This window comes from Streptococcus sp. VTCC 12886, assembly GCF_049893425.1.
GTDB lineage: Bacteria > Bacillota > Bacilli > Lactobacillales > Streptococcaceae > Streptococcus > Streptococcus suis_AA.
This window is the reverse complement of record NZ_JBMVJB010000014.1, coordinates 42,655-55,003: the sequence shown is the minus strand read 5'-3', so window position 1 is coordinate 55,003 and position 12,349 is coordinate 42,655. Positions and strand designations below refer to the sequence as shown.

Below are 12,349 nucleotides of genomic sequence, written 5' to 3'. Positions count from 1 at the left end.
GATTTTGTCTTCATAGCTCAATTTCATAAAAATAGCACCCCAAAAGTTAGATTTTTTCTGTCTAACTTTTGGGGTGCGGTTCATCACTCGCTAACAGTCTTTATTTTTACTTTTATGGCTTCGTAAAAAATTGTCCTAGCTATATGGTAATATGGTTGAACAAAAATAGACAACAAATGTAAAGTTACCAATTCTCCGACAAACCAGCCTAGAAATGATAGATCTAGACGAATTCGTTGCCAATAGTTTCCTTTCATTAAGAGACGACTCTCTCTTAATACATTCAGTGGGTTGGTGTAACTTGCATTATCTAAATGATCAAACAGGACAAAAACAGTCTGAGAATAGGCATAGTAAACAAGAAAATACAAGACGATGCCAACTATAAATAGAATCGCTCCTCTAGCCATCAATTCATCAGGCTGATGAGAAGCCAGCTCTGCCATTGCCCCAGGAGAAAGCACCATCAAGCAGAGAAAAGCAATCTTTGAACGAAACGATACTTTTCTCATTACGGACCACCCTAATCAATTGAAAACAAGCTGTTACAAGCAAGCATTGTACTAAGAAATCAAAGAGTGATGACGGACCAAGTGAAATATAATGAATAGTGCGTGTCACACCATTTTTCACAAAAGTATTTCCCCATAAAACAATACCTGCCTGTCCCCACATCCGATCTAAAATATCTGATAGGACCATAATGAGAACAGGTGCTAAAAATAAGGTCATCATCCCATCCGTACTTTCACGAATGGCTGTTGCTTTAGCACGAATATCTCGATTTGACCTCGCACTTCTCCTTCCATATTTGTGTCTCTCATTAAATATATTATACTATCTTATTTTTTAACTTTCTAGTATTTCTATAAAAAAATTGTAGAAAAAATCCCTTCAAATAAAGAAGAGATAAACATTATTTTGCTTCAGAATGACCATAGCCATAGAAGAAATAAATGAACATACCAATTACTAAGGCAACTCCAAAAGCTAACCAAGTATCAAGACTGTATTGGAACATAAAGGAAAGACAAATCAGAATTGATAAAATTGGCAATAAGGGTACCAGCGGTGTTTTAAACTGACCTTCTTTTGGCAACCCATCTATTTGTCTAAGACGAATGATTCCGACTGCTAACATCATCAAATAGGCTAAGGTACAAATATTCAGAAAGGAAGCAATGGTTGCTAAGGGGAAAATACCCGCACAGATCGCCGCAAATATTCCAACCAGTATCGTCGCATTCTTAGGAACCTTACTGGTTTTGGTCAATTGACTCAAGGATTTTGGCAATAATCCATCGCGACTAATCGAATACACCATCCGTGAAAGAGCATAAGTCATCGAGATGCATACTGTAATCAAGGTCAGAATGGCCACAACGGAAATATAGCTTGCTGCCCAAGCTAAACCAACCTCTCGCAAAGCAAAAGCAACCGCATCTGCCACATTCAACTTAGAATAATGCACCATTCCTGTTAAGACTAATGTCACTATAATGTACAATATTGTGACAATGAAGAGGGATAAGACGATTCCCTTTGGCACATTCTTTTCAGGTGTTTTTACCTCATCTATAGCTAGCGAAATGGATTCAAAGCCAAGAAAGGCAAAGAACATGAGAGAAGCTCCTGCCATTATACCTGCTTGGCCACCGTAAATCGCTCCAAACCCAAAGGGCGCAAAATCAGCCCAATTGGACGGTTTGATAAAGAACATACCAGCAATCACAAACAAGACCAAGGCAGAGAATTTTAAGATAACTAAGGCTGAATTAAAACGAAGTGCCGCCTTAGAATTTAGTAAAACAACCCCTATTACGAAAAACAAGACCAGAACTGGTAACAGGTCTACATAAGTACCCGCAGAAGGGTCAAAGGTACCATTCAATGCAGTTGGCATTGAAATACCAAAATGAGCTAAGAGTCCTTTCAAATATGCACCCCATCCCGATGCAACACTCGAAACAGCTGTCAAGAACTCCATAATGGTCAGCCAACCAGCAATCCAAGCAGGAAATTCTCCGAAAACCGTGTAGAGATACCCATAAGCTCCGCCGTTCGTAGGTATTCGTGAAGCAAATTCAGCATAGAATAATGCTGTCAAACCAACTGCAATTGCTGCTATGACGATAGAAATAATTAAGGCAGGACCAGCATATTGGGCAGCAGCCAAACCCGTCACTGTAAAAATACCTGTTCCCACCATTGAACCAATCCCTAAGAAGATCAAATCAACCAAACCCAAGTGACGCCGCATTTGACTACTACGCTCCCCTACCTGTTTTTTCCTCAACAGATTCATAAACAACTCCTAAACCATAGATTGTTGATAAGTTATCATCCTAGATACACGTTTTCATTGAGTATCACTAGAAAAAACCACAACGCTCTATTATACAATAAAAACCAGCATTTCGCACGAAAATATAAAAAGTGAAAGATCGTCTGACATCATCAGACAAACTTCCACTTCTTCTTATTCAGGATTGATGACAACCTGTTGCAAGTAATTCTTTTTATCCAATTGACCAGTAAATTGATCGCCTACCTTGATAAATGGCAACTGGTCTGTACTGTCTTCAGTAGCTTTAACTTTATAAATCTTGCCTTCCGATTGGATATAATATACCGTTGAACCACCGATCATTTGGCTGGCAACTGCTTCCACCTTGCCCGTTACCTCTTCAGTAGGTTGACTCGAATCTCCATTTGTCGTAGTTGCAAGTCCAACTAGACTAGAAGCATCCCTACCAGTAACTTGTGAAATTAGGCTGGCCACATCATTGTTCACTGTGACTTGTTGGTAATCCTCTGCATCTACCAATGCGTAAGATTTAACCAAACCTGCATCATCTTTTAGGGATACCAAATAGTAAGCCGTATCCGCCAATTTGACTAAACTTGGAGCGGTTGCTTTGTAGCCTTTCTCCTGCACTTCCCCCTCTGCTGACTCTTGAGCAGCTGACTCTGTTGCCGAAGCCAATTTATAGTTAGTAATTTCACGAGTACGCATATTGACAAGGATAAAACCAAGGTTTGATGAATCCGCTGTCGCTGAGGTAATACCGGTATAGAGATAAATATCTGAACCAATGGAAATATAATTATAACTATCCGTGGTGTTTTTCACACCTGTTTGGCTGAAAATGGTATTCCAAAAACCATTCTGGTAGGTGTAATGATCATCAACACGACTGATAACATTTTCAGCAGAATAAACTCGGTCCACCCATTCAGGAATCTCTTCAAGACGATACTTCTTACTTTCTCCTGTAGCTGCATCTAACACAATAGCACCAATTGGATCATGTGAGGACAGTCCAAATTTTGGCTCGTATATCGTTGCAATATAGTAGGGATTCCCTTTGTCATCCACTTCAAACGAAGGCTTACCAAAAATAATTGTTGGGTACTGGAGACGAAGATGTCGCAAAGTATCATTAAGTAAGAACTCAGAATCAGAGTAATGCATGGCTTCGTTCAACTTGGCAAGTTCTGCCTTACCTGTCGTCTGATTAACTTTTACATAGTAGCCAATACCATCTTGGTGATTGCTCAGCCATTTCCAAAAACTCTTATACTCCAATGGAGACACACGAAACGGTTGCTGTCCAATTGTAATTTGGCGGTAATCATTCGAAATACCAAACTGTGAAACCTTATCGATGGTACCCAGATAGGTATCACCAATCTTTTCAGCCGACGCACGATCTAAAAGTGCTAATTTTGAAATATCTGTCTCAGGAAAATCTGTCTTAAAATCCGCTTCTTCCACAGTCACTACTGAAGCATAATCTTTCGCACGAAAAATACGAGAATTGATGACCCCTAGAACTATAATCAGCAAAACAACTACAACCCAAACACGGCCCAACCAACTGAGATAAGTCGGTAATTTCCCCGGCGAAAATTGGTAAGACTCCACTTGACGATTACGACCTGAAATCTTGGTAACTTTCCGGATCGGACTAATTTTGCTAGTGATTACGAGTACAATCCACAGCAAGCCAAAAGACTGAAGAATGAAAAACCAAAATTCTAAACTCAGAAAATTGAAAGCTGGTAGCTGAAACCAATAGTAAACTAGGATTTCCAAAATGAGAGCAAGCCAGACAAAACCAATCAATATTCTTTTCATATATACCTCTACAAACATTAATTTATTAGTTATATTATAACATAGTTTTGGTATTTGCATACAAGTAACTAAAACATATTTCCAAACTCCCTATTCGCTCGGAATCAGTATTTTTGATATAATATTAGTCAGAATAAACTAGAAAAGGAACCATATGAAACTCATTTCTTGGAACATTGATTCCCTAAATGCCGCTCTTACAGCTGAATCTCCTCGTGCATTGCTGTCACGCGCCGTCATCGAAACTCTTGTAGCAGAGGATGCTGACATCATTGCAATTCAGGAAACCAAGCTGTCTGATAAGGGACCTACTAAGAAGCATCTCGAAATATTAAAATCCTATTTCCCTGACTATTTCAATACTTGGCGCTCATCAGTGGAGCCCGCTCGCAAAGGTTATGCAGGAACACTCTTTCTCTATAAGAACCACCTCACTCCTACCATAACATTCCCTGAGATTGGGGCACCAACCACCATGGATGCTGAGGGGCGCATCATCACGCTTGAGTTTGATGACTTTTTTGTTACACAGGTCTATACACCAAATGCAGGCGATGGTTTGAAGAGATTGGCTGACCGCCAAATTTGGGACCTCCAATATGCTGCCTACCTTTCACAACTAGATCGCCAAAAACCTGTTCTCGCAACAGGCGATTACAACGTTGCGCATAAGGAAATCGACCTTGCAAATCCAGCAAGCAATCGTCAGTCCCCAGGTTTTACAGATGAAGAACGTCAAGGCTTTACAAATCTATTAGCCCTTGGTTTTACAGATACCTTCCGTCATTTGCATGGTGATGTTCTTAACGCCTATACTTGGTGGGCACAACGTAGCCGCACCAGTAAAATTAACAATACTGGCTGGAGAATTGATTACTGGCTAGTTAGTGACCGAGTAGCTGATAAGGTTACCAAATCGTACATGATTGATTCTGGTGCTCGTCAAGACCATACACCAATTGTGATGGAAATTAACATTTAATCCCCTTACAAACCTAGCAAAAGCTAGGTTTTTAAAATCTACAGATTTGTAAACGATTGCAAAGTATGGTATAATATATATATAAACTAGTAAAGGAGGAGTTATGAATCATAAAAAAATCGAAAGAAAATCTCTTATCGTGTCCTAAATCGTAAATGGATTGAGCGGAACAGCGGGTCTGGCTGTGTACATTATGACAGGATTAAATGCACTGCTCTTAGATGGTGTCTTTTCACTCATTGCTTTTGTTTCCTCCATGGTGGCCTTTTATATTTCAAAAAATAGCCATCGGAAAACAACTACTTTTCCACAGGGACTCTACTTTTTAGAACCTCTATATGCCATTATGAAATCACTCGCAACCCTGCTATTATTATTATTTGCAGTATTAGAAACAAGTGCTACTGCATTTGCCTATTTCGTCAACGGGATTGGTCATACAATGACCACTGGACCAGTTGTTCCCTACACAATAACCATGTTCCTTGTTTGTATGGGACTCTATTTCTATAATCGCCACATGAGTGCAAGATTAAACCACATGTCCATCATTATCCAAGCAGAGTCTAAGGGAAATTTAGTTGATGGACTTATTTCAGGAGCCATCGGTTTGGCTGTCATTCTCCTTCACTTCATCCCAATCAGCAGCCCACTCGGTTTTTTACATTACACAGGGGACTTTTTCCTAACTGTGGTACTAGCTCTCATTTCCTTAAAAGAACCATGGGATGGGCTGGTTGTTTCCTTTAAAGAATTAGCAAATGGAACCATACAAGCACCCGAAATTCACGATTCCATTTATCAAATTTTAGAAACCTATTTAGATGACCATACGGGCAATATTGAAATACATATTTTCAAGCAGGGAATGAATATAAGAGTAAAGATTAACCTGCACAATGTTCAACATGAAATTGTGAGAAAACTGCTGGAAGATAAGCAGCAAATGCTCTATTTACTAAAGAAGAAGCACGAATACATTTCCGTCGAATACGCATTATAAAAAAAATCTCGATCTTTCAAAGGTCGAGATTTTCATATTTGGTTCGGTAACCAATCTGTAGAATTTTACCGTCTTTGATCAACAAAGGGCGTTTGATAAGCATACCATCATTTGCTAATAAACCAAGTGCATCTTCTAAAGTCAGACTGTCAAATTTATCCTTCAAACCTAACTCGCGATAGCTATTTCCGGAGGTATTGAAGTATTTTTTCAATTCAAATCCTGTCGCCTCCATCCAGTCTTTCAATTGACTTGCACTTGGTGGGGTCGTTTTGATATCAATCGATTCGAATTCCACACCTAATTTGATTAACTCAGCCTTAGCTGCACGACAAGTAGAACATTTTGGGTATTCATAAAATAAAATCATTTCTTAACCTCAAATCCTGGAATTTCATGTTGCAAGAGCCAGATTTTCCTGTCCAGACCGCCAGCATAACCTGTCAATTTTCCATCCCCACTCAATACTCTATGGCATGGAATAATAATGGATAGGGGATTACGACCAACCATGCCACCAATCGCCTGACCTGATTGAATACCAAGTTCCTTGGCAATTTGCCCATAAGTAGTCGTTTGACCTGCAGGAATTTCTTGCAATATCTTCCAAACTTTTAACTGAAATGCTGTCCCTTTTAGATCAAGTGGCAAGGGACTAAAATCTGGATTTTCCCCAGAAAAATAGCTTGTTAACAAGTCACATGCTTGCTCTAAGACATGATGAGAAGTGACTGATACCTCTTCCGTCACTCCTTTTTCATAATACTTCTGTCCCTCAAACCATGCGCCTATCAAGCCTTTATCACTAGCAATTAGGGAAATTGAGCCTAAGGGACTCTTATAGATTTGCTTATATAGCATTATTTATGTTTAATTACACGCACTTTTATAATCGCATCTGTCGCCTTGAATTTTTCGACCAATTTAGCAATTTTTGTTTCATCAGATTCATCTAAATCCAACAATGTATAGGCGTAATCACCTTTAGATCGGTTAATGATGTTATCGATGTTAATCCCCAATTCAGATACAGCCGATGTAATACTTGCAACAATATTTGGCACATTTTTATTGATCAAGGTAATACGGTACGGTGCATCCAAGAACTGTTTCACATTCGGGAAGTTAACTGAATTAATGATTTCACCAGTTTCCATAAAACGACGAATGGTCTGACCAGCAGCAATAGCACAATTCAGTTCAGCCTCTTCTGTTGATCCACCAACGTGTGGAAAGACGATAATGTTTTCTTTGTTGAGAAGCTCCTCGGTACCGAAGTCGGTAATATACTTCTTAATCACTCCTGCTTCAATTGCCTCGAAAAGGTCTGCATTGACAACCAATTCGCCACGAGCAAAATTAATGAGGGTTGTTCCTTTTTTCATCTGTCCAAAACTATCTGAATTGAAAAGTCCGCGAGTCTTATCTGTCAATGGTACATGAACAGTAATGTAATCGGCGTTGGTGAAAATTTCCTTTAAATCATCCACACGTTTGACATGGCTTGAAATCGTCCAAGCTGTTTCAACAGACACATAGGGATCATAACCAAGAACATTCATTCCCAAACGACGTGCATCATTAGCAATACGGGCACCAATTGCACCCAAGCCGATGACACCCAAGGTTTTTCCTGAAATCTCTGTTCCTGCAAATTGTTTCTTACCTGCTTCAACTTGCTTTGGCACATCGTCTCCTGAAAGGGTGTTAGCCCATGCAGTCGCACCGATATAGTCACGAGCTGACAAGAGAATGGAAGCAATAACTGCTTCTTTGACCGCATTAGCATTGGCTCCTGGAGTGTTGAAAACCACAATTCCCTTCTCAGTTGCTTCTTCAATTGGAATATTGTTTGTTCCAGCACCTGCACGAGCAATCGCTTTAAGGTTTTCAGGAAAATCAAATCCATGCAAGTTTTCAGAACGAATAATAAAGGCATCAGGATTGTTTGCATGATCTCCATCAATCTGGAATTTATTGCCCAATTCTTTCAGGCCAACTTGGTTGATATTATTAAAAGTACGTACGCTAAATATCATTTGTTTTTACCTAAAAAGGCGGAATAGCTACCGCCTTTTCTTTCTATATTTCATTAATTTTTTCCAAGTAACCAACGGTCGTCTTCATCAATCTCTTGATAAAGACTCCGTTCGTTCTTGTGTTTGATTTTTTGATAGGCTAACCGTTCTCCATCTATTGGAACCTTTCCACAATAGACATAGCCCAGTTTTTGTAATATATGTTGCATTACCTTATTTTGCTCATGAGTATCACAGCGGAAATCTGGTCCTTTTTGCCCCTCAATTAAGCCTTGCAAAAAAGTTTGAATAACTCCCTGACCACGAAACTCATTCGAAGTTGCTACTCTATGGAAAGTGGTATAGACAGGATTGTTATAGTGCCATTTTCCATCGTAAATTGCCTCATACTCTTCTTCCTGGCCACGGTTAACCGCTGCATAAACAGCCACTTTTCCGTCCACTAAACCAACATACCCACGTCCGGAAAGGATATCGTCAAAGACATTGTCTTTATTGGGATACTCTCCCTGCCATTGATGAATACCAGAAGATGCTAGAAAAGCCCTAGCTTCTTCAAGAACATTGACAATAGCCTTTATCTCGTTTGGATGCGCTAATCTAATTTCCACTAAGCATTCTCCGCAGCAAATTTCTTCATGAATTCGATTAAATCAACCACTCCTTGACGTGGGAAGGCATTGTATAATGATGCCCGCATTCCGCCAACTGAACGGTGACCTTTGATATTCTTAAATCCAGCTGCAGTTGCTTCTTTGACAAATTTTGCATCCAATTCTTCACTTGGTGAAACAAAAGGAATATTGGCTACTGATCGCTCTTCTTTTTTGCGAACAGGATTTCTGTAGAAATCAGACTGGTCGATATAGTCATAAAGCAAACCAGATTTTTCACGGTTGATTTTTTCCATCTCATCAACACCACCAATTTCTTTCACCCAATCAAAGACGAGTTTAGAAATATAGATAGAGTATGCTGGCGGAGTATTATATAGAGACTCATTTTCAGCTTGAATACGGTAGTCCAACATGCTTGAAAGCATTGGCTGATCATTGAGGAAATCCTCACGAACAATCACCACAGTCACACCTGCAGGGCCAATATTCTTTTGGGCCCCAGCATAAATCATGGCAAAATCTTCAACATTATAGCGAGCTGCTAAAATATTTGAAGACATGTCAGCAATCACTGGCACACCATTGGTGTCAGGAATATCATATACTGCTGTTCCTTCAATAGTGTTATTAGTTGTCAAATGCACATAGGCTGCACTTGGATCAATATCATTTTTATCGAAAGTTGGCAATTCTGCATAGGTAATATCTTCAGTTGAACCAAGCAAAATTGGTTCAAAGGCAATAGTTTTAGACAACTTCACTGCCTCTGTATACGCTTTTTTTCCCCATGAACCACCTGCAAGATAGTAAGCTTTTTTGCCTTGAGCGAAGTTGAGCGGAATCATTGTGAATTCTAATGATGCTCCCCCTTGCAAGAAAATAACTTTATAGTTATCAGGAATCGCCATCAATTCACGAAGTGTTGCCTCAGCACTCTTTATAATATTATCAAAGTCCTTGGAGCGATGCGACATCTCCAAAACACTCATTCCCGAACCATTGTAGTCCAAGAATTCAGCTTGGGCGCGTTCAAGTACTGGTTTTGGCAATACTGCAGGACCTGCAGAAAAGTTGTAGATTGTCATAAAATCCCTCCAATATGTTAGTCTGTTGATTATATCACAAATATTCAGACAATCCAATAAAATGTTTTAATTTCATAAAAAATATTCGGTTTTAGGCCTGATATACTTATAAAACTAGACTATTTATCCCGATTTAGATGTTTTTTCTTTTATATTCTCCCACATAGTTCATAAAAATGCAAATTTATACACCATACATTAACAAACAATGAGAAAACACAATTTTTCAGGATGAAAAAAATGACTAGCACTGCTAATCATTTTAGATGACTGGGTCAATATTTAATTCTGGTATGATTCTTGTTAAAAATTGCTTGGTACGTTCTTCTTTCGGTCGAGCGAAAAACTGTTTGGGCTCGCCCTCTTCGATAATATGGCCTCCTTCCATAAAGATGACGTGATTGGCGACATCTCTAGCAAAACTCATTTCATGCGTAACCACTACCATCGTAATCCCTTCCTGTGCCAATTCTTTCATGACCGACAAGACGTCACCAATTAACTCTGGGTCTAACGCAGAAGTTGGCTCATCAAACAGGATGACATGTGGTTTTACCGCAATAGCACGCGCAATGCCTATCCGTTGCTGCTGCCCACCTGAAAGCTGACTCGGATAGGCATCTCGTTTGTCCGATAAACCAACTTTCGCTAGGGCTTTTTCCGCAATTTCTAAGGCTTCAGCTTTTGGAATTTTCCTTGCAATCACTAATCCTTCTAAGATATTTTCAATAGCTGTTTTATTGGCAAACAGATTATAATTTTGAAAAACAAAGGCTGTTTTTTGACGAATTTCTAATACTTCTTTTCGGCTGATTTTGGCCAAATCATAGTTTTTTCCATCCAGAGTCAATTGCCCTGCGTCAGGCTTCTCCAAGTGGTTAAGCGTCCTCAAAAAGGTAGTCTTTCCAGAACCAGATGGACCGAGAATGACAACGACATCTCCCTGATCAACCTTTAAACTAACACCGTCCAAAACCTTTTTATCGCCAAAGGATTTCTCAATATTTTTAACTTCTAACATAAATTCTCCTATACAAGTTTTACATAATTTTCAAGTTTGTTGAATAGAAATTGAATGAGGCCACAAATAAGAATATACATTAAGAAAATAACAAGATACGATTCAAAATATTGATAACCATAAGCTGCCTCTACTTTTGCGATAGCTGTAATATCTTTTACCGTCATGACAAAAACCAATGACGTTCCTTTCACAAGATTGATGACTAAATTACATAAATTGGGAAGGGCTGAGCGTAAAGCTTGAGGAAAAATAATCCGAATGTAGGCTTGACTGTTTTTTAATCCAATGGCTTGAGCAGCTTCTAATTGACCTTTATCAACTGTTAGAATGGCTGAGCGAATTATTTCTGATAGGCTTCCAATGGTCATCAGACTAAATATGACAAACGCATATGCTATAGGAGGAATATTAAATACATTAATCCCAGTTCCCTTGAAAAGATTGTTCAATAAACTTGGAAAAAGACTGTAAAAAAATAATATCAATAATATTTGTGGTGTTGAGCGAATAAATGCAAGATAAATAATTGAAAAACTAGTTACCCCTTTAACCTTATAGTGACGTCCCAAAGCTAAAAAAAGAGCCGGAAAGAAACTAAGTATAATGGAAACAAGCATGATTCCCAGAGTGACTGGAACACCTGCAAGCGTCTTCAAAAACGTAGAAATGATGTATTGAATATCCATATTTAACTCCTTCTATCTACCTGTTTCCAAAGCATTTTCAAGGAATTGATTACCGAGTGCTAAAAGTAATGCTAAAGTCCAATATACCACGGCTACTGCTGTGTAGGTTTCTAGGGAATAGTTTCCTAAATTTCGTCCAATCAAGAGATTTCCTGCCCCCATGATATCTGCCAATCCAATTGTATAGGCTAAAGCTGTATCTTTTAATAAATTCAAAATCGCATTACTGATATTGGGAAGAGCAAAACGGAAAGCTTGTGGCAGTAAAATTCTCTGAAAAGTTTGAAATTCTGTCAGACCGATACTTAAACCTGCTTCCATCTGTCCATTCGGTACAGCTAGGTATGCTGATTTAAATACTTCCGAGATTGTGGCAGCATATAAGAGTGTCATAGCAGTTATGACAAAAACTGCACGTGACCATCCGTTCACATCTAAACCTAACCACCATTCTAAGAACTCTGGTAAACCATAAAATACCATGAATAGTAATACAATGGGTGGTGTACATCTCAATACAAAAACATAGCCTTTGGAGATGGAGACAATCACCTCATCTCCATATAACTGTCCCCATGCTAAAAGTGCACCCAGTAAACTTTCAATCACAATTGTTACGATTAATATCCATAGTGTTAATGGAAGTGCATAAAGAATTTCAGGCAGAAATTTAAAAACATAAGATAAGTCATACGAAACCATAAACACCTCCAAAATTGTAACAAAAAGGAAAGATCTCAGTAGACTATCTGAGCTTTCCCTCAGTTATTTA

General features: G+C 38.8%; 14 protein-coding genes. 2 read left to right on the top strand and 12 right to left on the bottom strand.

Going from position 1 to position 12,349, the window contains the following annotated elements; genetic code table 11:
- Positions 1-83 precede the first annotated feature (83 nt).
- The 4 genes from ACPC57_RS05920 to ACPC57_RS05905 form a co-directional block, all read right to left on the bottom strand.
- Positions 84-512 (bottom strand): DUF975 family protein, encoded by a 429-nt coding sequence (locus tag ACPC57_RS05920; protein WP_434066500.1) that lies wholly within the window; start codon positions 510-512, stop codon positions 84-86.
- The gene (locus ACPC57_RS05915) at positions 418-732 is read right to left on the bottom strand and encodes a hypothetical protein (RefSeq protein WP_434066499.1); all 315 of its coding nucleotides are present in this window, start codon (positions 730-732) and stop codon (positions 418-420) included. The genes ACPC57_RS05920 and ACPC57_RS05915 overlap by 95 nt, the downstream gene beginning before the upstream one ends.
- A gap of 184 nt (positions 733-916) precedes the next feature.
- Entirely contained in the window at positions 917-2,305 is a 1,389-nt protein-coding gene (locus tag ACPC57_RS05910; RefSeq protein ID WP_434066498.1) for an amino acid permease, read from the bottom strand.
- Between the two features lie 174 nt (positions 2,306-2,479).
- On the bottom strand, positions 2,480-4,141 hold the full coding sequence (locus tag ACPC57_RS05905; protein ID WP_434066497.1) for a hypothetical protein: 1,662 nt from the start codon (positions 4,139-4,141) through the stop codon (positions 2,480-2,482).
- A 154-nt stretch (positions 4,142-4,295) separates the two neighbouring features.
- On the opposite strand from ACPC57_RS05905, the gene ACPC57_RS05900 reads away from it, so the two are divergent.
- On the top strand, positions 4,296-5,123 hold the full coding sequence (locus ACPC57_RS05900; RefSeq protein ID WP_274504036.1) for an exodeoxyribonuclease III: 828 nt from the start codon (positions 4,296-4,298) through the stop codon (positions 5,121-5,123).
- Positions 5,124-5,271: 148 nt separating this feature from the next.
- The gene (locus tag ACPC57_RS05895) at positions 5,272-6,126 is read left to right on the top strand and encodes a cation transporter (RefSeq protein WP_434066502.1); all 855 of its coding nucleotides are present in this window, start codon (positions 5,272-5,274) and stop codon (positions 6,124-6,126) included.
- Positions 6,127-6,142: 16 nt separating this feature from the next.
- Here ACPC57_RS05895 and ACPC57_RS05890 read toward each other — a convergent pair whose 3' ends face one another.
- The 8 genes from ACPC57_RS05890 to ACPC57_RS05855 all read right to left on the bottom strand — a co-directional run bounded on the left by ACPC57_RS05890 (position 6,143) and on the right by ACPC57_RS05855 (position 12,279).
- Positions 6,143-6,496: an arsenate reductase family protein gene (locus ACPC57_RS05890; RefSeq protein ID WP_434065541.1), complete on the bottom strand. Its 354-nt coding sequence runs from the start codon at positions 6,494-6,496 to the stop codon at positions 6,143-6,145.
- Positions 6,493-6,990 carry a methylated-DNA--[protein]-cysteine S-methyltransferase gene (locus ACPC57_RS05885; RefSeq protein WP_434066501.1) on the bottom strand — a complete coding sequence of 166 codons (498 nt, stop codon included), beginning with the start codon at positions 6,988-6,990 and terminating at the stop codon, positions 6,493-6,495. Before ACPC57_RS05885 ends, ACPC57_RS05890 begins: the two co-directional genes overlap by 4 nt.
- Positions 6,987-8,165 carry a phosphoglycerate dehydrogenase gene (locus tag ACPC57_RS05880; RefSeq protein WP_217373940.1) on the bottom strand — a complete coding sequence of 393 codons (1,179 nt, stop codon included), beginning with the start codon at positions 8,163-8,165 and terminating at the stop codon, positions 6,987-6,989. Before ACPC57_RS05880 ends, ACPC57_RS05885 begins: the two co-directional genes overlap by 4 nt.
- Before the next feature lie 53 nt (positions 8,166-8,218).
- Positions 8,219-8,776 (bottom strand): GNAT family N-acetyltransferase, encoded by a 558-nt coding sequence (locus ACPC57_RS05875; RefSeq protein WP_217373941.1) that lies wholly within the window; start codon positions 8,774-8,776, stop codon positions 8,219-8,221.
- On the bottom strand, positions 8,776-9,867 hold the full coding sequence (gene serC, locus ACPC57_RS05870) for a 3-phosphoserine/phosphohydroxythreonine transaminase (protein WP_217373942.1): 1,092 nt from the start codon (positions 9,865-9,867) through the stop codon (positions 8,776-8,778). The genes ACPC57_RS05875 and serC overlap by 1 nt, the downstream gene beginning before the upstream one ends.
- A gap of 262 nt (positions 9,868-10,129) precedes the next feature.
- Entirely contained in the window at positions 10,130-10,888 is a 759-nt protein-coding gene (locus ACPC57_RS05865; RefSeq protein ID WP_434066496.1) for an amino acid ABC transporter ATP-binding protein, read from the bottom strand.
- 8 nt (positions 10,889-10,896) lie between these two features.
- On the bottom strand, positions 10,897-11,577 hold the full coding sequence (locus ACPC57_RS05860) for an amino acid ABC transporter permease (RefSeq protein WP_434066495.1): 681 nt from the start codon (positions 11,575-11,577) through the stop codon (positions 10,897-10,899).
- A gap of 12 nt (positions 11,578-11,589) precedes the next feature.
- Positions 11,590-12,279 (bottom strand): amino acid ABC transporter permease, encoded by a 690-nt coding sequence (locus ACPC57_RS05855; protein ID WP_434066494.1) that lies wholly within the window; start codon positions 12,277-12,279, stop codon positions 11,590-11,592.
- Positions 12,280-12,349: the final 70 nt, after the last annotated feature.